Origin of the sequence: Burkholderia sp. Ax-1724, assembly GCF_011752995.1 — a bacterium.
Taxonomy (GTDB): domain Bacteria; phylum Pseudomonadota; class Gammaproteobacteria; order Burkholderiales; family Burkholderiaceae; genus Paraburkholderia.
This window is the reverse complement of sequence record NZ_VWWL01000003.1, coordinates 102,897-125,606: the sequence shown is the minus strand read 5'-3', so window position 1 is coordinate 125,606 and position 22,710 is coordinate 102,897. Positions and strand designations below refer to the sequence as shown.

Sequence of the window (22,710 nt, the reverse complement as noted above, 5' to 3'; positions counted from 1 at the left end):
TTTTTTGTGTATTCTGCCTGCTGACCCCGGATTCATCGGTCGAAAAAAGTCCGACAATGAGCGGACCCGATCACGGACCCGGTGAGCCGGACGGGCGGCGCATCACGCGCCGCCTCATTGCATGGATCGCATGGAGGCAGGCATGGCGGTAAACGACGCAGTAGTGGACTACACGACTCATGACGGCGTGGCCGTCATCACGCTGAACAATCCCCCTGTGAATGGCCTTGGACTGTCGACGCGAGCGGGCATCGTCGAAGGGCTCGAGCGCGCGCAGAACGATCCGGCCATCAAGGCCGTCGTGCTGACGGGGGCGGGCAAGGCCTTTTCGGGCGGCGCCGACATCACCGAATTCAATACGCCGAAGGCGACCCAGGAGCCGACGCTCGCGACCGTCATCAAGGCCGTCGAAGGCAGCGCGAAGCCGGTCGTCGCGGCGATTCACAGCGTCGCGATGGGCGGCGGCCTCGAACTCGCGCTCGGCGCGCATTACCGCGTTGCCGCGGCCGGCGCGCAGATCGCGCTGCCCGAAGTGAAGCTCGGCATTTTGCCGGGCGCGGGCGGCACGCAGCGTCTGCCGCGCGCGATCGGTCTCGAAGCCGCGCTGAACATGATCGTCTCGGGCGCGCCGGTGCTCTCCGAAAAGCTCGCCGACTCGGGCCTGTTCGACGAAGTCGTCGCCAACCCGGCCGAACTCGCCGAAGCGGCGCTCGCCTTCGCGCGCAAGGTGGGCGCGAAGGCGGGCCCGCATCCGAAGGTGCGCGAGCGCAAGATCGAGCATCCGAACGCAGCCGGTTTCATCCAGTTCGCGCGCAACAGCGTCGCGGCAATCGCGAAGCATTTCCCGGCGCCGCACAAGTGCATCGACGCGGTGGAAGCCGGTGTGCAGAACGGCTTCGACAAGGGCCTCGCCTTCGAGCGCGAATGTTTTCTCGCGCTCGTGCAGACACCCGAGAGCCGCGCGTTGCGTCATGCGTTCTTCGGCGAACGCGCGGCGAGCAAGATTCCCGATGTGCCGTCCGATACGCCCGTGCGCGAGATCGGCCAGGTGGCCGTGATCGGCGCGGGCACGATGGGCGGCGGCATCGCGATGAACTTCATCAACGCGGGCATTCCGGTCACGCTGCTCGAAACGAAGCAGGAAGCGCTCGACCGCGGGCTCGCGACGATCCGCAAGAACTACGAGGCGACAGTCAGGAAGGGCAAGCTCAAGCCTGAGGTGATGGAACAGCGCCTCGCGCTGCTGAAGCCGACGCTTTCCTACGACGACCTGAAGAGCGCCGACCTGATCGTCGAAGCCGTGTTCGAAGAACTGGGCGTGAAGGAGCAGGTGTTCCGCCGCCTCGACGAAGTCGCGAAGCCCGGCGCGATTCTCGCCTCGAACACGTCGACGCTCGATGTCGACAAGATTGCCGCGTTCACGAAGCGTCCGCGGGACGTGGTCGGCATGCACTTCTTCAGCCCGGCCAACGTGATGAAGCTGCTCGAAGTCGTGCGCGGCAAGGAGACCGCGAAGGACGTGCTCGCCACCGTGATGAAGGTCGCGAAGAAGATCAAAAAGACCGCGGTCGTCTCGGGCGTATGCGACGGCTTTATCGGCAATCGCATGATCGAGCAGTACGTGCGCCAGGCGCTCTTCATGCTCGAAGAAGGTGCGCTGCCCGCGCAGGTCGACAAGGCGATCGAGAAGTTCGGCTTCGCAATGGGGCCGTTCCGCATGAGCGATCTCGCCGGCAACGACATCGGCTGGGCGATTCGCAAGCGCCGCTATCTCGAGTATCCCGAGATGCATTATTCGAAGATCGCTGACCGTCTGTGCGAAATGGGCCGCTTCGGCCAGAAGACCGGCGGCGGCTGGTACGACTACAAGGCAGGCGACCGCACCGCGTATCCGTCGAGCGTGGTCAACGAGATGATCGGCGCGTATTCGAAAGAGGCCAACGCCGAGCGCCGCAAGATCAGCGACGAGGAAATCGTCGAGCGGCTCGTGTTCGCGCTCGTCAACGAAGGCGCGAAGATTCTCGAAGAGGGCATTGCGTCGAAGGCGTCGGACATCGACATGGTCTATCTGACCGGCTACGGCTTTCCGCTTCATCGCGGCGGCCCGATGCTGTACGCGGACACGGTCGGGCTCTACAACGTCGAGCGCGCGATTCGCCGCTATGCGGCGCAGCCGAACGGCGACGCGTGGAAGCTCGCGGCCAGCATCGCGAAGCTGGCCGCCGAGGGGCGCGGCTTCAACGGCTGAGCGGACGACGGGGATCGGCGCGGCGGCTTCGCGCGGCGCCGATCCCACCCGAATCGAGTCTGGATCAGACTCGGACCAAACTCGAATCAGACTCGAATCAGACTCGGATCAAACGACAGAGGCGGCGCGCCCACGCGCATAAAACCGGCATGAAACCGGGATGAAGCGCACGGCATCGAGCCGGCGCGCCGCTCTCGACACTGCAATGGGAGACACGCATGACTGACGCCGTAATCGTATCCACCGCCCGCACGGGTCTCGCCAAATCGTGGCGCGGCGGTTTCAACATGACGCATGGCGCGACGCTCGGCGGCCACGTGACGCAGGCCGCGGTCGAGCGCGCGAAAATCGACCCGGCGCGCGTCGAGGACGTCATCATGGGCTGCGCGAATCCGGAAGGCGCGACCGGCGCCAATATCGCGCGGCAGATCGCGCTGCGCGCGGGCCTGCCGGTCAGCGTGCCGGGCATGACCGTGAACCGCTTCTGCTCGTCGGGCTTGCAGACGATCGCGCTGGCCGCGCAACGCGTGATCGCCGGTGAGGGCGACGTGTTCGTCGCCGGTGGCGTCGAGTCGATCTCGTGCGTGCAGAACGAGATGAACCGCCACATGATGACCGAAGGCTGGCTCAACGAGCACAAGCCGGAAATCTACTGGCCGATGCTGCAGACGGCCGAGAACGTCGCGAAGCGCTACGCGATTTCGAAGGAACGCCAGGACGAATACGGCGCGCGCTCGCAGCAGCGCGCGGCGGCCGCGCTCGAAGCCGGCCGGTTCAAGGACGAGATCGTGCCGCTGACGGTGCTCGCCGGTGTCGCCGATAAAGCGACCGGGCGGCTCTATACGAAGGAGGTGACGGTCAGCAGCGACGAAGGCATTCGCGCTGACACGACGCTCGAAGGCGTCGCGAAGATTCGCACGGCGGTGCCGGGCGGCGTGATCACCGCGGGCAACGCGAGCCAGTTCTCGGACGGCGCGTCGGCCAGCGTGGTGATGAACGCGACGCTCGCGGAGCGTGAAGGTTTGCAGCCGCTCGGTATTTTCCGCGGCTTCGCGGTGGCCGGTTGCGAGCCCGACGAAATGGGCATTGGCCCGGTGTTTGCGGTGCCGAAGCTGTTGAAGAAGGCCGGCCTCAAGGTCGAGGACATCGGCCTGTGGGAGCTGAACGAAGCGTTCGCGGTGCAGGTGCTCTATTGCGCGGATACGCTTGGCATTCCGCACGACCGCCTCAACGTGAACGGCGGCGCGATCGCGGTCGGCCACCCGTATGGCGTGTCGGGCGCGCGGCTCGTCGGCCATGCGCTGATCGAGGGCAAACGGCGCGGCGTGAAGTTCGTCGTGGTGACGATGTGCATCGGCGGCGGGCAGGGCGCGGCGGGCTTGTTCGAAGTGGTCTGAGGTGGCCTGAGGTGGTGGGTGCCGGGAGCGCATCTGTGAGCAAGCTCACGGTGATGCGATGCCCGGTAGCCTCGGTAGCGGCAGGCCAGGCGCGCCCTGGTCGACAAGGGGCATCGTGCGGGTCAGGTCCGCCGGAGAGCTTGTCGCGTGGCAGATAGTGAATCTGTGCGAACTGCGCGGCGCACGGGAAGGCGAGCGCGTGGCGCATGGAGGCGAATGCGGGCACGGCCAGCGGCATGTGTGCAAGAAGCACCGGGTGACATTGAGCCACCCGCGTGCGGAGACAAGGGAACTATGCACCCAGAATACGCTTCAATTCGTCGAAAAACGAAGCAGTTGTATAGCCCCATAGAACCGGGTTGAAATTGAATCCATAGGCTTCATAGAATTTTGTGTCGAGACTCTCACCTGCCTCTTTTTTGAATGTGTCTATTTCCGATAGCGCCTCTGCGATTTCTTCCGGAGAACTGTCTCGCTTGTAGCAAGAGACGACATCTTCCAGCGTATCGCCCCAAAGATCGCTATCCTGGTTGAGATATCCCCCGAACAGCACATAGAACTGGGGATAGGATTTTTCGTTCATCATTGCAGTAGATAAGACAACCTGAGCCGTACTCATATTGATATTCCGGGCGCAATCTCTCGCGCAATTGTGCCTCAGTCCGCCCGACACGCTTTTCGATTGTATGCCCGCCGACCCAGCTACCGTTTTCGCTTCATGCTTCGTCAGTCTGATACGCCAGGCTAAACAGATGATGAGCGAATGAAGCGCAACCCGTGAGCAACCGATAAGCACCCCATGAGCGAACGAAGAAGCACAGCGACGCGAATGCACCGAAGCGATAGCAGGTATCATTTTTCGCCACGCGCGTATGCGCTTGCGTCCGCGTTTGTGCCCGCGCGCGCCTTGCGCGGCGACCGTCCGCGTGATGCGACCGTTCCAGATGCAGACGCCGCTGACCACGAACTCCGAACACTGCAATGACCGACTCGACCTCATCCGCCCGCAGCGGCAACGCTTCGTTGCCCGAAAGCCCCTTCGTCGACCGCCTCGGCGCGCGCTTGCTCAGCGCCGCCGACGGCGTCAGCGAAGTCGTGCTGCCCTTGCAGCCCGATCACATGAACACCTGGGACGTCGCGCACGGCGGCGTTACGATGACGCTCGCCGACGTCGCGCTCGCGATGGCCGCGCGCAGTCTCGCCGGCGACGGCGTCGGCGTCGTCACGGTCGAGATGAAGGTCAACTTCATGCAGCCCGGCCGCGGCGAGTTGCGCGCGAGCGGCCGCGTGCTGCACCGCTCGACCACGATGGCCTATTGCGAAGGCGAGATCCGCGACAGCGAAGGCCACTTCGTCGCCAAGGCGCTCGGCACCTTCAAGTACATGCGCCGCCTCGCGGTGGGCCGCGACGTGACGCGCCAGCGTCTGCGCAGCGACCCGTCGGCAAAACCCGGTCCGAGCGACTGACCGCGCAACCTCACGGCGCGCGCGAGGCACGACGACGCGCGCGCTGGCCAACCGAACCATCGGCAACTTAATTTGCAACTTAATTTGCAACTCCATCGGCAAACCAGGGAGACGACCCTCATGACCCAGATCAACCGGCAGGTTCTGCTCGCTTCGCGTCCGCAAGGCGAAGTCACGCCCGATAACTTCAGGCTCGTCGAAACGCCGCTCGCCCCGCTCGCCGAAGGCGAGGTGCGCGTGCGCAACCACTTCCTGTCGCTCGATCCGTACATGCGCGGCCGCATGAACGACAGCAAGTCGTACGCGGCGCCGCAGCCGCTCGACGAAGTGATGATCGGCGGCACGGTCGGCGAAGTGGTCGAATCGAAGAACCCGAAGTTCGCGGTCGGCAACAAGGTCGTCGCGATGTTCGGCTGGCAGGAGTACGGCACCTCGAACGGCGCGGGCATGCAGAAGGTCGACGACACGCATGTGCCGCTCCCGGCCTATCTTGGCCCGGTCGGCATGCCGGGCGTCACCGCGTGGTACGGGCTCAACCGCATCATCGCACCGAAGGCGGGCGAGACGGTCGTCGTCAGCGCGGCGAGCGGGGCGGTGGGCAGCGTGGTCGGCCAGCTCGCGAAGGCGGCCGGGGCGCGCGCGGTCGGCATCGCGGGCGGCGCGGAGAAATGCCGCTACGTCGTCGAGACGCTCGGCTTCGACGCCTGCGTCGACTACAAGGCCGGCAATCTCTACCAGGACCTGAAGGCCGCGACGCCCGACGGTATCGACGGCTGCTTCGAGAACGTCGGCGGCGAGGGGCTCGATGCGACGCTCGCGCGCATGAACGCGTTCGGGCGCATCGCGTTGTGCGGTTTCATCGCCGGGTATGACGGCCAGCCGGTACCGCTCAAAAATCCCTCGCTGATGCTGACGCAGCGGCTGCTCGTGCAGGGCTTTATCGTCTCGGAGCATATGGAGGTGTGGCCCGAGGCGCTCGCGCAGCTCGGCACGCTCGTCGCGCAGAAGAATCTGCATTATCGCGAGACCATTGCGCAAGGGCTCGACGCCGCGCCCGAGGCGTTCATCGGTCTGCTCAAGGGCCGCAACTTCGGCAAGCAGCTGGTCAGGCTGATCTGATCCCGGCGCGGCGTCACCACTCAACCAGGGAGTAGTCCAACGATGTTCGAATTCGCAGGCAAGGTGGCGGTAATCACCGGCGCTGGCGGCGGCTTCGGCCGTGCGTTCGCGCAAAAGGGCGCGGCGCTCGGCATGAAGCTCGTGCTCGCCGACGTCAGCGCCGACGCGCTCGCGCAGACCGTCGACGCCTTGCGCGCGGCCGGCGCCGAGGCGATCGGCGTGCCGACCGACGTCGCCAACGCGGGCGAGGTCGAAGCGCTGGCCGAGGCCGCGCTCGCCGCGTTCGGCAAGGTGCATCTGCTCTTTAACAACGCGGGCGTGGGCTCGGGCGGCTTCCTGTGGGAAAGCAGCGCGAACGACTGGTCGTGGGTGTTCGGCGTCAACGTGATGGGCGTCGCGCACGGCGTGCGCGTCTTCACGCCGATCATGCTCGCGCAGAAGGAGCCCGCGCATATCGTCAACACGGCGTCGGTGGCGGGGCTGCTGTCGCCGCCCGCGATGGGTATCTACAACGCGTCGAAGCACGCGGTCGTGTCGCTGACCGAGACGCTTTATCACGACCTGCGGCTCGCGCAGGCGGGCACGGCTGGCGAGGTTGGCGAGGTTGGCTGTTCGTTGCTGTGTCCGGCCTTCGTGCCGACCGGCATCGCCGATGCCGAGCGCGCGCGCCCGGCCGGGCTGCGCAACGCGGGTCGGCCGACCCGCTCGCAGATCGCGGCGGGCAAGCAGTTGCAGCGCGCGGTGCAGTCGGGCAAGCTGTCCGCCGCCGATGTTGCCGACCTCGCGTTCGAGGCGATTGCCGCGCGGCGTTTCTATATCGTCACGCATCCCGGCATCATGGCGACCGTGAAGCTGCGTCACGAAGATATCGAACAATTGCGCGAGCCGTCCGATCCGATGTCGCTGAAGCCGGAAGTGAAGAACGCGGATTAACCTTTTGACGCATTTGCGCCGCCGGCGCTCGGCGCGCATCACGTTGCCCAAACCATGCCGTTGAATCCGAAGATCGAGCAGGTGCTCGACATGATCGCGCGGGCCAAGCGTCCGCATTATCACCAGATGAGCGCGCAGGCCGCGCGCGCGTCCTACGAGAAAAGCGCGCCGATTCTCGAGATCGCGAGCGCGCCGATGTTTTCGGTCGAGGACCTGCGCGTGCCGACGCGCGATGGCGCGACGATCCGCGCGCGTCTCTATTACCCGGTCGAGCCGGGCTGGGCCGAGCCGCTGCCCGCGTTCGTCTACTACCACGGCGGCGGCTTCACGGTCGGCAGCGTCGACACGCACGACGCGCTATGCCGGATGTTCGCGCGCGACGGCCGCTGCGCGGTGCTGTCGGTCGACTACCGGCTCGCGCCCGAGCATCGATTCCCCACGGCGGTCGAAGACGCGTTCGACGCGCTGCGCTGGCTGCACGCCCACGCCGGCGAATTCGCGCTCGATGCGGATCGGCTCGCGGTCGGCGGCGATAGCGCGGGCGGCACGCTCGCGGCGGTCTGCGCGGTGCTTGCTCGCGACGCGGGCATGGCGCTCGCGCTGCAATTGCTGATCTATCCGGGCACGACCGGCCATCAGCAGACCGACTCGCATGCGCGTCTTGCCGATGGCTTTCTGCTGTCGGGCGAGACGATTCAATGGTTCTTCGAGCAGTATCTGCGCGACGCCGGCGATCGCGACGACTGGCGTTTCGCACCGCTAGACGGTACGCGCGGCGCACCCGATTTTCGGCGCGTCGCGCCCGCGTGGATCGCGACCGCCGAATACGATCCGCTCAGCGACGAGGGCGACGCATACGCGGAGAAACTGCGCGCGCTCGGCAATCCGGTCACGCTCAGGCGCTACGCGGGCATGATCCACGAGTTCTTCAAGATGGGCGGCTTTGTGCCCGAGGTCGCGCAGGCGCACGCGGATGCCGCGGCGGCACTGCGCGCGGCGTTTGGCGTCGGGTGAGGGCGCGGTCTTCTAGCTCGCCCGCTCGACGTTGAACGCGAAGCTGCGTTCGAAATCGCCGGGCCGCACGATGCGGTGCGAACCGTTGTCGTCGCTGCGCTCGGCCACCGCCACGCCGATCACCTCGCCATAGGCGGCGACGCGCAGCGCGGTCGTGCCGCGCGTGCCGTATTCGGGCGATTCGATAAACGCCGCCGACAGCGCCCGCTCGCGTTCGAGCGGAATGCCGGTGGACGGCAGTTCGTCGTCGCGGGCGAGACGCGGATCGCGCATCAGATCGATCAGACGTTCAAGCGGCGGCGCTGCCTCGCGCGCGAGCAATGCGCCGAGCTCCGCGCGCTTTCTGACGAGCTTCGGCCACGCGGTATCGAGCACGGCGTTCGAGATGCCGTGCGTGCCCGGCGCGAGCAGCGCGGGGCCGCTGTGAGCGCCGCCGCGGTTGCAGTACCAGGCGAGCTCGCGGCGCGTCCAGTCGCCGACGAGCAGGTTGAAGCCGTTGTAGATGTCGCCGTCTTGTGCGACGTGGCGGAGATAGTCGAGCGGCGTTTCATGCGGATCGCCGCTGCGGTCTCGCGCGGCGCCGCTCACCCAGTCGCTGACGAGCGTGCCGCGCGTGGGCGCGTCGGCGCGCATCTCGGCCGGCGCGCGGTAATTGGTCAGCGCGGCGAAGCGGCCGTCGCGCGACATGCCGAGCCACGTGCCACCACCCACCAGATCGCGGCCCGCCAGCACGCCCGGCGCGTCATGCCACCAGCCGAGCGGCTCGGCCGTGCGGCGGAAGAACTCGTCGCGATTTGCCGCGAGCGTGAAGAGCGGGCCATCGACCGCGTCGGGTCGCCAGTCGAAAACGATCAGGCACATCGGGGGCGTCTCCCGGTGAGAGCAGGGGCGGCGGGTTTGCCGCAGGCGAGCGGCCGCGCAGGGCGGACGAGGTCAGGCAAGTCGGGTGAAGCGCTGTCGGGTGAAGTGGGCGAGTCGGGCGGCTAGAACAGCCGATCACGGTAACCGGTGAGGCCTGGCGGACAAACCAGCCGACGGCCGATAAAAGACGGCGCTCCATCGAGCGCCGCTTTTCATCGCACCCGCCGCCGCTCACACCTCGGTCGGCAAACCGTACGGCAGCGCGATAAAGCGCAGCGCCGGGCCATCGGCCGAGCCGAGATGCACGGTGCCGTTGTCGAGCGCCGCGAGCTTGATCTCGACGAGCAGATCGACGCCGCCTTCCCGCGCCGCCGCCGCGTTCACGATCATCCCGCATGGCTGGCCCGGATCGTCCGAATGGAACAGTTCCGCGCCGGGGCGCACCGTTTCCAGTTCGCCGTCCACGTGCGCGAGCGACGTGCGCCGCTTGATCGTGCCGCGATACTGGCTGCGCGCGACCACTTCCTGGCCCGGATAGCAGCCTTTGCGGAAATTGACCGCGCCGAGCACGTCGAAGTTAACCATTTGTGGCACAAACTGCTCGACGACCGGCTGCGTGATGCGCGGCTCGCCCGCGCGGATATCGAGCCAGTCCCACACCGCCGGCGAGACGCGCTGGAGCGTGCCGTCGAGCGCGGGCAGCAACGCCTCGACCTGCGCCTTCGGGCCGATCCACAGATAGCGCAGGCGTTCCAGCGCATCCGGCACGCGGATCAGCGAACCCGCCGTGCCGTCGACCTGCACGTGCACGCCGTCGGGCAGCGCGTCGAACACACCGGAGAGCGCGCCGCGCACGTCGCCCGCGAGGCCGACCACCGCGAGTTCGCCGCTCGCGTCGGCGAGCTTCGCCTTCGCGCGCAGCACGAACATCGACAGACGCTTCTGCACGGCCGCCTGCACGTCCTTCGACACCAGCAGGCGGATCGTGTCGCCGCTGCGCCAGTTGAGGAACGACGCGAGCAGGCGCCCCTTCGCCGAACAGTAGCCGGCGAGGCGCGCGTGAGCGGCATCGAGATGCTGGACGTCGTTGGTGAGCTGGCCGTGCAGGAAGCTGGCCGCGTCGTCGCCGGTGACGTCGATCACGCCGAACTGCGTGAGCGGCATATAGGCGCCGTGTTCGAGCACGGCGGCGAACTCGTCGGCGGAGGGGCGCGGCGGCAGCGGCAGGGTGATGGATGCGGCCGGGTTCGGCGTGGTTGGAACAGTCGAGGAAGTACCTGCGGCGTTACCGAGCGATGTGTTCATGGATTCCGAGCTAAGTCAGTTGTGACTTATTATATTCGGTCCAACCTTGCCACGTTTCGCGTATCCGCTACACCCATGCTCATGGCGCTTGCCGCACTTCCTGCATGGCAGCCTGCACCGACTCCGCCAACTTCTTTACTGGTGCGAAAGGAACGAGTTTCAACGTCTTTTCTCAGCATCCCTGCGCCGTCGGAAAATCAGTATAGCCGCAGCGAACCCGAGTACGATTCCAGCCGACGAAACCAGAAAGGCCAGATCGGATTTCTGATAAGCCGTTTTAACGCCGTATACGGAAACCAGCCAGTTCCATACCGGATTTGAAAAATTCAAAGGCGTATCCGGATGCATGATTCACCATATTGCATTGGCAAAGATGGCCAGCGCGAGGCATGGGCCGACGGCGAGAAAAATCAGAATCCTTTTCATGCCACAATCAATTCGTCATATACTTTAAGCCGCGACCCGGCAATGGGTATTTTCGGCGTGTCGGTAAATATAGAGCGGATACGATTCCAGTCAGTCAGCCGTTCAATCGTTACGCAACCCTCGCTTCTCCCCAGTCTTCCTTTCGGGTGCAGTCTGAACTGGCCGCGAACGATGCCATTGCAGATAACCTCGTCGTCGATATTCCCGTCGATGGCATAGAGCGAATACCATTCGCCCTTTTTATTGCCATTCAGGTCAAGCCGCTCCTTTAGCGGACCGAGGAGGCCGCCCGACTGCCGATCAAAAATGTAGTAGCGGGCGATGGGAATGGCACCATATCCCGGCGTACACATGAGAGCAGGTTGATTGATGTCATTTTCCTGGCCGGAAAAAGCCGGAAACGATAAAGCACCGATTTTTAATTCGCTCATCGGCTTACCATTCAATTTGAATGAGCATTGAAGCATCGGTTCCCCGGATTGACCATTCGGTGCCAAATTCCGAATAGTCAGATGTGATAGGCGGACGCATTGTATCGGCGTATTTTTTTGAGAAGGAAACTGTTTCAGGTTGGATTCGTTGCGCTGGTATTCTCGCGGTCTCGAAACGCGTCAACCCGGGAAACGCGGGGCAATGCATCGGTTTTGAGCCGGCTCTGTCGGCTGGATCGGCAGGCAGAGCCGCCTTGCGCTCGCGCTTCCAGGCGTCGGCTTCGCGTGATAGCTTGTCGATTCGGGTCACTTCGGGTCGCCCGGCGTCGAGGTGGTACAGTGACTCCGGGGCCGCGGCTGTGACTATCTCGTGTCCACCTCTATACAATACGGGCCAATACGGACCGAAAAAACCCGCAAGGGCCGCAAGACGGCGCAGTCTCCATGCCGATCGGCGCGAGGCTTTCCCGTTGAAAATCAGTTCGTTGCAATCTAAACGCTAATTCTGTCCTGACGTGTCCCTTCTGAAGAAATGCTTCATTGCCGGCGCAGTCGTCGTTGTGCTGGCCGCGGCGGCCGTCGCCGCTGGATATCACTGGGCCACGAGCCCGCTCGAACTGAACCCGGCGCAACTCGACGTCACCGTCAAACCGCATAGCAGCCTGCGCAGCGTCACGTTGCAACTCAAGCGCGGCGGCGTGCCGCTCGAACCCGAGCTGTTTATCGCGATGACGCGCGTGCTCGGCCTGCAAAGCGAACTGAAATCGGGCAACTACGAGTTCAAGAGCGGCGTCACGCCCTACGAGGTGCTGCAGAAAATCGCACGCGGCGACGTCAACGAATACGTGGCGACGATCATCGAGGGCTGGACCTTCAAGCGCATGCGCGCCGAGCTCGACGCGAATCCCGCGATCAGGCACGACACGGCCGGCATGAGCGACGCCGACCTGATGAGCGCGATCGGCGCGCCGGAGGCGTCGATCGGCAACGGCGAAGGGCTCTTTTTCCCCGACACCTATCTGTTCGACAAGAACACCAGCGACCTCGACATCTACCGCCGCGCGTACCGTCTGATGCACGTGCGTCTCGACGAGGCGTGGCTCGCGCGCGCGCCGAATCTGCCCTACAAGACGCCGTACGATGCGCTGACGATGGCCTCGATCATCGAAAAGGAAACCGGCAAGCCGGGCGACCGGCCGCTCGTCGCTGCGGTATTCGCGAACCGCCTGCGCGCGGGCATGCCGCTGCAGACCGACCCGAGCGTAATTTACGGAATGGGCGAGAGCTACACCGGCCACATCAGGAAAAAAGACCTGCAGACCGACACTCCCTACAATACCTACACCCGCATGGGCCTGCCGCCCACGCCGATTTCGCTGCCGGGCGTCGCGTCGCTGCAGGCGGCCCTGAATCCGGCGCAAAGCAACGCGCTGTACTTCGTATCGCGCGGCGACGGCAGCAGCATTTTTTCTGACACGCTCGGCGAGCACAACAAGGCCGTGGACAAATACATTCGAGGACAATGATGGCGCGCGGCAAATTCATTACGTTTGAAGGCATCGACGGTGCGGGCAAGACCACCCATCTGGGCTGGTTCCGCGAACGGCTCGAGGCCAGGATCGCGGCGACCGGCCGCTCGGTCGTCATGACGCGCGAGCCGGGCGGCACGCCGCTTGGCGAGCAGATTCGCGAGATCGTGCTGCATCAGAAGATGGACCTCGAAACCGAGGCGCTGCTGATGTTCGCGCTGCGCCGCCAGCATCTGGCCGAGGTGATCGAGCCGGCGCTCGCGCGCGGCGACTGGGTGCTGTCGGACCGTTTCACCGATGCGACCTTCGCCTACCAGGGCGGCGGCCGCGGCTTGCCGCGCGACAAGCTGGAAGCGCTCGAGCGCTGGGTGCAGGGCGGTTTTCAGCCCGACCTCACGGTGCTGTTCGACCTGCCGCCCGCCGTCGCGAACGAGCGGCGCAGCGCGGCGCGCAATCCGGATCGCTTCGAAAGCGAATCAGCGGCGTTTTTCGAGCGCACGCGCGCCGAATACATGCGCCGCGCGGAAGAGGCGCCGTACCGTTTCGCTATCATCGATTCGTCGCAAAGCATCGCGCGTATCCAGAAACAGCTTGAGGAATTGATTACAGTTCTTTGATTTTTAAAGAATATAATTTCAAGCTTATAACGTTGTGCGAGCGCGTACCGTATTTGAGGACAAATCTCGGGAAGCGCTGTCAACCCACTGATTCAAAAAGAGAAACGATGATCTATCCGTGGCAAGCCGATGACTGGAACCGCCTGCAGCAGCTGCGCGGCCACTGGCCGCACGCGTTGCTGCTGCATGGCCAGGCGGGCATCGGCAAGCTGCGTTTCGCGCAGCACCTCGCCCAGGGGCTGTTGTGCGAGGCGCAGCAGGCCAACGGCGAGCCGTGCGGCGCCTGTGTGGCCTGCAACTGGTTCGCGCAGGGCAATCATCCCGATTACCGCATCGTCGTGCCGGAAGCGCTTGCCGCCGAAGCCGGCCCGACCAACACCGCCAATGCCGCCGACGAGAAAGCCGACAAGGCCGACGCAGACGAAGGCAAGAAGACCCGCACGCCGAGCAAGGAAATCAAGATCGAGCAGATTCGCGGTCTGCTCGATTTCGTCGGGGTCGGTTCGCACCGCGGCGGCGCACGCGTCGTCGTGCTGTATCCGGCCGAAGCGCTCAACGTCGCGGCTGCCAATGCCTTGCTGAAGACGCTCGAGGAACCGCCCGCGGGGGTCGTATTCCTGATGGTGTCGGCGCGCATCGACCGGCTTTTGCCGACCATCATCAGCCGCTGCCGCCAATGGCCAATGAGCGTGCCCGCGCCCGAGGCGGCCACGCAGTGGCTCGCCGTGCAAGGCGTGGCCGATGCGCCGGCATTGCTCGCCGAAGCCGGCGGGGCGCCGCTCGCGGCGCTCGCGCTCGCCAGCGACGAAAACCGTCCGCTGCGCGACTGGACTTTGAAGCAACTGGCGGCCGGCGCCGGGTGCGACGCGTTCGCCTGCGGCGAGGCGCTGCAGAAGCTGCCGGTGCCGCTCGTGCTCGGCTGGCTGCAACGCTGGATGTACGATCTGCTCGCGCAGCGCACGGCCGGTGCGCCGCGTTATTTCCCGCAGGCGTCGGCGGCGCTTGCGCAGTGCGCGTCGCAGGCCGAGGCCAATGCGTTCGCGCGCTTTCTGCGCAGTGTGACGCGCCAGCGCGCGGTCGAAAACCATCCGCTGAATGCGCGCCTCGTGTTCGAGGAACTGTTTATCGGCTATCGCGCGCTGTTCGCATAACACCCTTTTTGCCTTTGTTGCCTCGTTTTCCCGTCTCCACGTCAACGTTTCAAGCCAACGCACCATGAGCCTTTCCTACCGCGACGCCACGCTCGACGATCTGCCCGCGATCGTCGCCATCTACAACTCGACCGTCGCGTCGCGGCAAGTCACCGCCGACCTCGAACCGGTCAGCGTCGAAAGCCGGCTCGCGTGGTTTCACGCGCATGGCCCGCAGAAACGTCCGCTGTGGGTCGTCGAAGATCCGCGCGCGCCGGGCCGCGTGATCGCGTGGCTGAGCTTTTCGGATTTCTACGGCCGCCCGGCCTACCAGCGCACCGCCGAGGTCAGCATCTATCTCGACGAAAGCGCGCGCGGCCAGGGGCTCGGCAAACAGTTGCTGGCCGCGTCGCTCGAAGCGGCGCCGGGCCTCGGCATCGACACGGTGCTCGGTTTCGTCTTCGGTCACAATGAGGCGAGCATGCGGCTTTTCCGCGGCTTTGGCTTCGACGTGTGGGGCTCGCTGCCGCGCGTCGCGGTGCTCGACGGCGTCGAGCGCGATCTGGTGATTCTCGGCAAGCGCCTCGCGCAGGCCGGCTAGGCAAAGCCAGCGGGACGGGCGAGCGAGGCGTGCAACCGGGCAAGGCTCCGCAGCCGGCCGCGGCCGCGCCATGTCCTGGCTACCTGATCGTCCGCCCGTCCGCCGGTCAGCTCACCAGCCCATTTTTTCGCAGGACCTCATCATGTTTGTCGACTCGCACTGCCACATCAACTTCGAAGGACTCGCGGACCGTCTGCCGCAAATCCTCGAAAACATGCGCAGCCATTCGGTCACGCACGCGCTGTGCGTGTCGGTGGACCTGGAAACGCTGCCGTCCGTGCTGGACATCGCCGCGCGCCACGACAACGTCTACGCGTCGGTCGGCGTGCATCCCGATCACGAGGACATGCGCGAGCCGAGCGTGGCCGAACTGGTCGAGCTGGCCGCGCATCCGAAAGTCGTGGCGATCGGCGAGACGGGGCTCGACTATTACCGCCTCGAAGGCCGCTCGATCGCCGACATGGAGTGGCAGCGCGAGCGCTTTCGCACGCACATCCGCGCCGCGCACGCGACGAAGAAGCCGCTGATTATCCACACGCGCTCGTCGTCGGAAGATACGCTGCGCATCATGGCCGAGGAGCGCGCGGGCGAGACGGGCGGCGTCATGCATTGCTTCACCGAGCCGTGGGCCATCGCCGAGCAGGCGCTCGCGCAGAATTTTTACATCTCGCTGTCGGGCATCGTCACGTTCAAGAACGCGACCGAGGTGCAGGACGTCGCGCGCCGCGTGCCGCTCGCGCGCCTGCTGATCGAAACCGACTCGCCGTATCTCGCGCCGGTGCCGTATCGCGGCAAACCCAATGAACCTGCGTACGTAAGTTATGTCGGACGCTTCATCGCGCAGCAACGCGAGATGTCGGACGAGGCGCTGGCCGCCGCGACCACGCAAAACTTCTTCAGGCTGTTCGGGATTCCGGCGCCGGTCGGCGCTTGAGTGTAAAGTCGAGTAACATCAAAGGGATAGGGAAGTCTCCTAAAGCAAAACATGAAAAATATTTCGATGTCGTCCGCTGCTTTCCAACCCGCTTCGGCACCGGCCGCGCGCCGTGGCGCGGGCCTTGCCGCGGCGTTCGCGCCGGTGCGGCGCGCGGCGTTTGCCGCGACGCTCGCCTGCGCGGCGCTGACCACGCTGGTCGCCGCGCCCGCGCAGGCCGCACCGATCGACTCGCTCATCAAGGCGGTCAAGTTCGACGACATCGATGGCGTCAACAAGCTGATCGCGAAGGGCATGGACCCGAACAGCGTCGACAACCAGGGCATCCCGCTGCTCGTGATCGCCGCGCGCGAAAAGTCGGACAAGGTGGGCGCGGCGCTCGTCGCGAATCCCAAAACCAATATCGAGATCGAGGACAAGTCGGGCGAAAACGCGCTGATGATGGCCTCGCTTGTCGGCGACATCAACTTCGTGAACCTGCTGCTCGCGAAAGACGCCGAGGTCAACAAGAAGGGCTGGGCGCCGCTGCACTACGCGGCCGCGAACGGTCATGACGACATCGTCAAACTGCTGCTCGATCACTCGGCCTACGTCGACGCGGGTTCGCCGAACGGCACCACGCCGCTGATGATGGCCGCGCGCGGCGGCCACATGTCGACGCTCAAGCTGCTGCTCGACAACGGCGCGGATATCGGCGTGAAGAACCAGATCGGCATGACCGCGCTCGATTTCGCGAAGCAGTACAAGGAGCCGGACGCCGTCGAAGGGCTGACGGCGCGCATGCAGCAGGCGCAGCAGCAGAAGTAACCGGCGGCGAGCCGGCACGGGCAGTGTGCGGCGCAAACTCGCCGTGGGTGAATCAGCCGATGAGTTCGCCAGTGAATTAGCCAGTGCGCCCGGTCGGTCGCCGCCATTTGCCGGTGCGTGATGGCGGCCTGCCTGCTGCCGTCGCGTAAAACAGTGCAGAATGACGATCTCGGCGCGCCACGCGGTGTGTCGTCTGGACGCGGCGAAAGACCGCGTGATAAACAAACCTGGAAAGGAACACCATGCTGCGGGCTTTGATTTTCGCCGGCGCGCTTGCTTTGCCGCTATCGGCAGCCGCGTTTACGGGAGGCGACCTCAACAAGCTGTGCACCAAGACCGACGTGGCTTCGCGCAGCGCATGCGCGGCCTATATCGAAGGCGCGGCTGACGGCATCTTCAACACGATCGATGCGATCGGCGGCACCACCGGTCCGCGCGTCGGCCAGTATTTCTGCCTGCCGGCGGACGCACGCTCGGCGCAATTGACCGACGCGGTGCGCCGGTACATCGCCGACAATCCGAACGCCGCCGGCTACAACGCGAGCACGGCGATTTCGCTCGGACTCGGCAAGGCGTTTCCCTGCCGAAGCGGCGGCTGATCCGCCGCGCCGGGCCTTCCGCCCGGCATCCCGGTAGCCCGGCAAACGCGCGCCGGGTGCCGCGGCGGTCGTTCTCCCTCATGCGGGAGCGGCCGCCCGGGAAGTGAGTAGTCCCGCAGGCGTGCCGCCGTCGCTCGAGCCCGGAGGAAGATGCCCGTTATGCCTACTTTCGACGACTTCAGCCGCGTGGCCGCCGCGCCGCTGCACTCATGGCTCGGCGCGCTGGTCGTCACGGCCATCGTGACGGTGGTGGCGATCGGCTTTCATCGCTTCGGCTCGCGCATCGTCATGCGCATCGCCGAGCCGCATACGCTCACGAGCGTGGTGCTGCGCTACATCGACAAGCCGACCCTGTTCGTCCTCGTGATCTTCGTCTTCGCGTGGGTCTGGTCCGAGGCGCCCGATTCCCTCCATTTCATCGAACCCGTACGCGACGTCACCTCGATCGCACTGATCGCCGCGCTCACGTGGCTGTCGGTGCGATCGGCGGCGGCGATCGGCGAGGCAATCATTCGCGCCCATCCGCTCGATACCGCCGATAACCTGCAGGCGCGCCGCATTCACACACAGGCGCGCGTGCTCGCGCGCTCGGTAATGATCGTGATCGTTATCGTCGGCATGGGCGGTGCGCTGATGACCTTGCCGGGTGTCCGGCAGATCGGTGCGAGTCTGCTCGCATCGGCCGGGGTGGCCGGTCTCGTCGCCGGTATCGCGGCGCGGCCGGTGCTCGGCAATCTGATCGCGGGCTTGCAGATCGCGCTTTCGTAACCGATCCGCCTCGACGACGTCGTCGTGATCCAGGGCGAGTGGGGGCGTATCGAGGAAATCACCGGCACGTACGTGGCGGTGCGTCTGTGGGACCAGCGCCGTCTGATCGTGCCGCTGCAATGGTTCATCGAAAACCCGTTTGCCAACTGGACGCGCAGCAGCTCGCAGATCATCGGCACGGTGTTTCTGTTCGTCGATTACCGGATGCCGCTCGCGCCGCTGCGCGAAGAGCTGGCGCGCATCGTCGAGCACGCGCCCGAGTGGGATCGCCGCGTGCAGGTGCTGCAGGTCACCGAGGGCACCGAGCGCGCGATGCAGTTGCGCGCGCTCGTCAGCGCGTCCGATTCCGGCCTCGCGTGGGATCTGCGCTGCCGCGTGCGCGAAGGGCTGCTCGATTTCATTCAGCGGCACTATCCCGAGTACCTGCCGCGCGCGCGGGCCGAGGTGTCGGCGGAACCGGAAAGCGGCGACGGCGCCCGTCTCGACCGGCTGCCGCGCGGCAGGCAGGCGCCGGCCGGCAGCACGGCCGCGCATACCGAAGCCGATCCGGTGGCGAGCCGCGTCGGCCGGCCGGAGGGCACAGCCGATGCCGCTGCTCTCGCTGCGGCGAGGAAGGCGCAGGAGCGGGCTTAGCCGCGCGCTGGTTCGGGTGGTGGCGTACGTTTGGGCGAAGCTTCGGCTGAGGGGACGGTCGGCAATGTGGCCCGTAGCCCGTAGCCGCTCACGCGGACCGGCTAGCGCAATCGGCCGGCGCAATTCGACCAGGCACACGGTTTGCTGTCCATGCGTGCGCCGCGTCCACAGCCGTGAACGAGCCGGACCGGCGCGCATCCCGGCAACCCAAGGAGGACATGCAAGATGGGCCGACTGATCGTCGTGTCGAATCGCGTCGCGACGCCGACGGAGACCAAAGGATCGGCGGGCGGGCTCGCCGTCGGCGTATTCGGCGCGCTGAAGGACGCGGGCGGCGTCTGGTTCGGCTGGAGCGGCGACGTAGTCAGCGAAACCGTCGCCAATGCGGGGCCGACGCTCGACCAGGACGGCGCCGTGACCTTCGCGACCGTCGGCCTCACGCGCAAGGACTACGACCAGTACTACCGCGGCTTTTCCAACGCGACGCTATGGCCCGTGTTCCACTACCGCAACGACCTCGCGCGCTACGAGCGCGAGGAGTATGCGGGCTACCGGCGCGTGAACGCATGGCTCGCGCACAAGCTCGTCAAGCTGCTCGAACCCGACGACATCATCTGGATTCACGACTACCATCTGATCCCGTTTGCCGAGGCGCTGCGCAACGAGGGCGTCGCGAACCGCATCGGCTTCTTCCTGCATATTCCGTTTCCCGCGCCGCAGATCCTGCTCAACATTCCGCCGCACGAGGAGCTCGTGAAGTCGATGTCGTGCTACGACCTGCTCGGCTTCCAGACCGCCACCGACCAGCAGGCGTTCCACGACTACGTGGCGCGCCATGCGCGCGGCACCGTGAGCGCCGATGGCGTCGTCGAGGCGTTCGGGCGCAAGCTGCGCACCGGCGTCTACCGGATCGGCGTGTTCCCCGACGAAATCGCCGCGCAGGCGAAGCGCTACGAGAGCCGCCAGCATGTGCTCGACCTCAAGCAGAGCCTCGAAGGGCGCAAGCTCATCATGAGCGTCGACCGGCTCGATTATTCGAAGGGGCTCGTCGAGCGTTTCCGCTCGTTCGAGCTACTGCTCGAACGCTCGCCCGAATGGCGCGGCAACGTCACGCTCGTGCAGATCGCGCCGCCGACGCGCTCGGACGTCGCGACCTATCAGAAGATTCGCCAGGACCTCGAATACGAAGCAGGGCGCATCAACGGCCGCTACTCGGGCCTCGACTACACGCCGATCCGCTACCTGAACCAGCAGTACGACCGCTGGAAGCTGATGTCGCTGTTCCGCGAATCGCAGATCGGCTTCGTCACGCCGCTGCACGACGGCATGAATCTCGTCGCGAAGGAGTACGTCGCCGCGCAGAATCCCGACGACCCCGGCGTGCTCGTGCTGTCGATTTTCGCGGGCGCGGCTGCGGAGCTCTCCGGTGCGCTGCTCGTCAATCCGCACGACTCCGTCGGCATGTGCGAGGCTCTGCAACGCGCCTTGCAGATGCCGCTCGACGCACGCCAGCGGCGCCACGAGATCAACATGGCGGCGCTGCGCAAGAACGACCTCGGCGTGTGGCGCGACACCTTTCTCGACGATTTGCGCCGAGTGCCGCTGCGCAAGCCGGGCGAGGGCGGCGGACATGGCTAGGCGCGGGCCGCCTGGCTCGCCCGACCTGTCGTCTTCGGCCGCCCGCTTGCGCGCCGCGTGCCGGGCGGGTTGCAGCCCCGCTTTGTCGTCCTGCCTGGTCGTCCCGCTTTGCCCCCCTCGCTACACTTCGCCGCGCCCGTCACCGGATGTAAGCCGGGTGTAACAGCACCGAGCAAATGCAAGACCGGCGGCTTTTCCCTGGACACCAGGAAATAATGAGCCTTGTCCGACGATGTGCGAACGACGCCCGCCTGCCTGGGCGAAGCGCGCATTGATCGCGGGTAACGGCGCTGTCATACTCGGCGTCGCCGGCGCGCACCGCCACGAGGCGCAAGCCGCCGGCTCATGGAGACAGACTATGAAGATTGCGCAGATCGCCCCGTTGACCGAATCCGTGCCGCCGAAACTCTATGGCGGCACCGAGCGCGTCGTGTCGTACATCACCGAGGCGCTGGTCGAGCAGGGCCACGACGTGACGCTGTTCGCGAGCGGCGACTCCGTCACGAGCGCGAAGCTCGAAGCGGTTTGGCCGCGCGCGCTGCGTCTCGACCCCGGCATTCGCGACCGCATCGCGCCGCATATGCTGCTGATGGAACTCGTGCGCCGCCAGGCCGAAGAGTTCGACGTGCTGCACTTCCACCTCGACTATTACTCGTTTTCGGTCTTCAAGCGGCAGGACACGCCGTTCGTCACGACGATGCACGGCCGGCTCGATCTGCCCGAACAGCAGCCCGTGTTCGACACCTTCAACACCGCGCCGGTGATTTCGATCTCGAATGCGCAGCGTCATCCGCTGCCCCAGGCGCGGTGGCTTACCACCGTCTATCACGGCTTGCCGGAGCAGCTGTACACGCCGCAGCCGGTCGAGCAGAAGTACCTCGCGTTTCTCGGCCGGATTTCGCCGGAAAAGCGCGTCGATACCGCGATTCGTATCGCGGGGCGCTGCGGCATGCCGATCCGCATCGCCGCGAAAGTCGATGCGGCCGACCGCGAATACTTCGAGCGCGAGATCCGGCCGTTGCTCGATCTGCCGTATGTCGAATACATCGGCGAGATTGCCGACGGCCAGAAGGCCGAGTTTCTGTCCGGGGCGCACGCGCTGCTGTTTCCGATCGACTGGCCGGAGCCGTTCGGCCTCGTGATGATCGAGGCGATGGCGTGCGGCACGCCGGTCATTGCATTCAATCGCGGCTCGGTGCCCGAAGTGCTCGAAGACGGCGTGACGGGCTTTATCGTCGAGGACGAGATCGGCGCGGTCGCAGCGGTGGCCCGGCTGCACAAGATGCCGCGCGCGGGTGTGCGGCGCCGCTTCGAGGAGCGCTTCACTTCGCACCGGATGGCGCGGCAATACGTGGAGGCGTATCAGTCGGTGATTCGCGCGCAGAAGCGCTCGCGCTTCAAGGTGATCGATACGTCGGGAAGCTGATCTTCGCCGGCGGCGAGGCTGACTGCGGAGCGGTGAAGGGGGAAAAGAAAAAGCGGCGGTGCATCGACAGACGCACCGCCGTTTTTATGGCCGCACTAGCGCATTCGGACCCGCGCTCAGATCTTCAGGCGCGTGACCTTCGTACCTTGCAGCGACACGTCGCCCATCAGGCCCGCGTTGGTCATGACGAAGACCTCCACCGGGGCCGTGGCCGTGTTCGTGTCGATCGCGCCATTCGCACCGACCTTCACGAGCGCGACCGATGCATCGGCGCCGGCCGACCAGCCGTCCGCGTTGCGGAATTTGTCGAGCGAGTCCTGCGTCATGAACATGAAGATGAGCGCCTTCGACTGCGCGCCGGCCTGCAGGCCGAACGAGCCCGACACCGTGCTGTAGTAGCCGACCGTGGCACCGCCCACGCGCAACGCGCCTTCGCCATACTGGCCGCCGACGATGAAGCCCGCCTGCAGCACCGAAGGGAACACGAGTACGCCGCGCGCCTTCGAGACCAGCTCACGCGAGCCCGGTACGGTGGTGAACAGCTTGGACATCGTGCCGTCGACGCTGGCGTCGATCGATTGACGCTTCGAGGCGTTCGTGGCGGCGGTGGGATTGCTGTTGCCCGTCGTCGTGCAGCCAGCGAGTGCAAGGCCTCCGACAGCGAGTGCGGCGGTCGTCTTCAACATGAAGTGTCGTCTTTGCATCGTTTTTCTCCATTTTCTTCATCATGGATCCGTGGCGCAACCGCGAATGGCTTCGCCCGGTCGCTTTTAAGTTATAACACAGGCGACGCATAAAGGCGTGTGGCATGCGCATGCGAAAGCCTT

At 65.5% G+C, this 22,710-nt stretch carries 21 protein-coding genes and 1 pseudogene; 16 read left to right on the top strand and 6 right to left on the bottom strand.

The window, feature by feature from the left end; translation table 11 throughout:
• Positions 1-142 precede the first annotated feature (142 nt).
• Together F3J19_RS04540 and F3J19_RS04535 are read left to right on the top strand one after the other, a co-directional pair.
• Positions 143-2,248 (top strand): 3-hydroxyacyl-CoA dehydrogenase NAD-binding domain-containing protein, encoded by a 2,106-nt coding sequence (locus tag F3J19_RS04540; RefSeq protein ID WP_167038242.1) that lies wholly within the window; start codon positions 143-145, stop codon positions 2,246-2,248.
• A gap of 218 nt (positions 2,249-2,466) precedes the next feature.
• A complete protein-coding gene (locus tag F3J19_RS04535) occupies positions 2,467-3,645 on the top strand; it encodes an acetyl-CoA C-acyltransferase (protein ID WP_167038240.1) in 1,179 nt (392 codons plus the stop codon).
• 292 nt (positions 3,646-3,937) lie between these two features.
• On the opposite strand, the gene F3J19_RS04530 is transcribed toward F3J19_RS04535, so the two are convergent.
• Positions 3,938-4,231 (bottom strand): contact-dependent growth inhibition system immunity protein, encoded by a 294-nt coding sequence (locus F3J19_RS04530; RefSeq protein WP_167038683.1) that lies wholly within the window; start codon positions 4,229-4,231, stop codon positions 3,938-3,940.
• Between the two features lie 395 nt (positions 4,232-4,626).
• Between F3J19_RS04530 and F3J19_RS04525 the strand changes: the two genes are divergently transcribed.
• The 4 genes from F3J19_RS04525 (at position 4,627) to F3J19_RS04510 (ending at position 8,178) form a co-directional block, all read left to right on the top strand.
• Complete coding sequence (locus F3J19_RS04525) at positions 4,627-5,112, top strand: PaaI family thioesterase (protein ID WP_167038238.1); 486 nt, start codon at positions 4,627-4,629, stop codon at positions 5,110-5,112.
• A 120-nt stretch (positions 5,113-5,232) separates the two neighbouring features.
• On the top strand, positions 5,233-6,231 hold the full coding sequence (locus tag F3J19_RS04520) for an NADP-dependent oxidoreductase (RefSeq protein ID WP_167038236.1): 999 nt from the start codon (positions 5,233-5,235) through the stop codon (positions 6,229-6,231).
• 42 nt (positions 6,232-6,273) lie between these two features.
• Positions 6,274-7,164 (top strand): SDR family oxidoreductase, encoded by an 891-nt coding sequence (locus F3J19_RS04515; RefSeq protein ID WP_167038234.1) that lies wholly within the window; start codon positions 6,274-6,276, stop codon positions 7,162-7,164.
• A 54-nt stretch (positions 7,165-7,218) separates the two neighbouring features.
• Entirely contained in the window at positions 7,219-8,178 is a 960-nt protein-coding gene (locus F3J19_RS04510; RefSeq protein WP_167038233.1) for an alpha/beta hydrolase, read from the top strand.
• 12 nt (positions 8,179-8,190) lie between these two features.
• Here the strand turns inward: F3J19_RS04510 and F3J19_RS04505 are convergent, their stop codons facing one another.
• From F3J19_RS04505 to F3J19_RS04490, 4 genes are all read right to left on the bottom strand, one after another.
• Complete coding sequence (locus tag F3J19_RS04505) at positions 8,191-9,039, bottom strand: NRDE family protein (RefSeq protein WP_167038231.1); 849 nt, start codon at positions 9,037-9,039, stop codon at positions 8,191-8,193.
• Between the two features lie 231 nt (positions 9,040-9,270).
• Entirely contained in the window at positions 9,271-10,344 is a 1,074-nt protein-coding gene (locus F3J19_RS04500; RefSeq protein ID WP_167038229.1) for a folate-binding protein YgfZ, read from the bottom strand.
• A 422-nt stretch (positions 10,345-10,766) separates the two neighbouring features.
• Complete coding sequence (locus tag F3J19_RS04495; RefSeq protein ID WP_240158742.1) at positions 10,767-11,201, bottom strand: DUF2778 domain-containing protein; 435 nt, start codon at positions 11,199-11,201, stop codon at positions 10,767-10,769.
• Between the two features lie 4 nt (positions 11,202-11,205).
• On the bottom strand, positions 11,206-11,511 hold the full coding sequence (locus F3J19_RS04490) for a hypothetical protein (protein WP_167038225.1): 306 nt from the start codon (positions 11,509-11,511) through the stop codon (positions 11,206-11,208).
• Between the two features lie 205 nt (positions 11,512-11,716).
• Here F3J19_RS04490 and mltG point away from each other — a divergent pair, with 205 nt between their 5' ends.
• The 10 genes and pseudogenes from mltG to F3J19_RS04440 all read left to right on the top strand — a co-directional run bounded on the left by mltG (position 11,717) and on the right by F3J19_RS04440 (position 21,883).
• Positions 11,717-12,727, top strand: a complete 1,011-nt coding sequence (gene mltG / locus F3J19_RS04485) for an endolytic transglycosylase MltG (protein ID WP_167038223.1) — start codon at positions 11,717-11,719, stop codon at positions 12,725-12,727.
• Complete coding sequence (gene tmk, locus F3J19_RS04480) at positions 12,727-13,347, top strand: dTMP kinase (RefSeq protein WP_167038681.1); 621 nt, start codon at positions 12,727-12,729, stop codon at positions 13,345-13,347. The genes mltG and tmk overlap by 1 nt, the downstream gene beginning before the upstream one ends.
• 107 nt (positions 13,348-13,454) lie before the next feature.
• Complete coding sequence (locus tag F3J19_RS04475) at positions 13,455-14,498, top strand: DNA polymerase III subunit delta' (RefSeq protein WP_167038221.1); 1,044 nt, start codon at positions 13,455-13,457, stop codon at positions 14,496-14,498.
• Between the two features lie 64 nt (positions 14,499-14,562).
• Entirely contained in the window at positions 14,563-15,078 is a 516-nt protein-coding gene (locus tag F3J19_RS04470) for a GNAT family N-acetyltransferase (RefSeq protein ID WP_167038219.1), read from the top strand.
• 142 nt (positions 15,079-15,220) lie between these two features.
• Positions 15,221-16,012, top strand: a complete 792-nt coding sequence (locus tag F3J19_RS04465; protein ID WP_167038217.1) for a TatD family hydrolase — start codon at positions 15,221-15,223, stop codon at positions 16,010-16,012.
• 51 nt (positions 16,013-16,063) lie between these two features.
• Positions 16,064-16,819 carry an ankyrin repeat domain-containing protein gene (locus tag F3J19_RS04460; RefSeq protein WP_167038215.1) on the top strand — a complete coding sequence of 252 codons (756 nt, stop codon included), beginning with the start codon at positions 16,064-16,066 and terminating at the stop codon, positions 16,817-16,819.
• A 242-nt stretch (positions 16,820-17,061) separates the two neighbouring features.
• Positions 17,062-17,418 carry a Rap1a/Tai family immunity protein gene (locus tag F3J19_RS04455; RefSeq protein WP_167038213.1) on the top strand — a complete coding sequence of 119 codons (357 nt, stop codon included), beginning with the start codon at positions 17,062-17,064 and terminating at the stop codon, positions 17,416-17,418.
• Between the two features lie 159 nt (positions 17,419-17,577).
• Positions 17,578-18,819, top strand: a pseudogene (locus tag F3J19_RS04450) (mechanosensitive ion channel family protein).
• Positions 18,820-19,044: 225 nt separating this feature from the next.
• Positions 19,045-20,457 (top strand): alpha,alpha-trehalose-phosphate synthase (UDP-forming), encoded by a 1,413-nt coding sequence (gene otsA / locus F3J19_RS04445; protein ID WP_167038211.1) that lies wholly within the window; start codon positions 19,045-19,047, stop codon positions 20,455-20,457.
• 358 nt (positions 20,458-20,815) lie between these two features.
• Complete coding sequence (locus tag F3J19_RS04440) at positions 20,816-21,883, top strand: glycosyltransferase family 4 protein (protein ID WP_167038209.1); 1,068 nt, start codon at positions 20,816-20,818, stop codon at positions 21,881-21,883.
• A gap of 116 nt (positions 21,884-21,999) precedes the next feature.
• Here the strand turns inward: F3J19_RS04440 and F3J19_RS04435 are convergent, their stop codons facing one another.
• Positions 22,000-22,587: a YSC84-related protein gene (locus tag F3J19_RS04435; protein WP_167038207.1), complete on the bottom strand. Its 588-nt coding sequence runs from the start codon at positions 22,585-22,587 to the stop codon at positions 22,000-22,002.
• Positions 22,588-22,710: the final 123 nt, after the last annotated feature.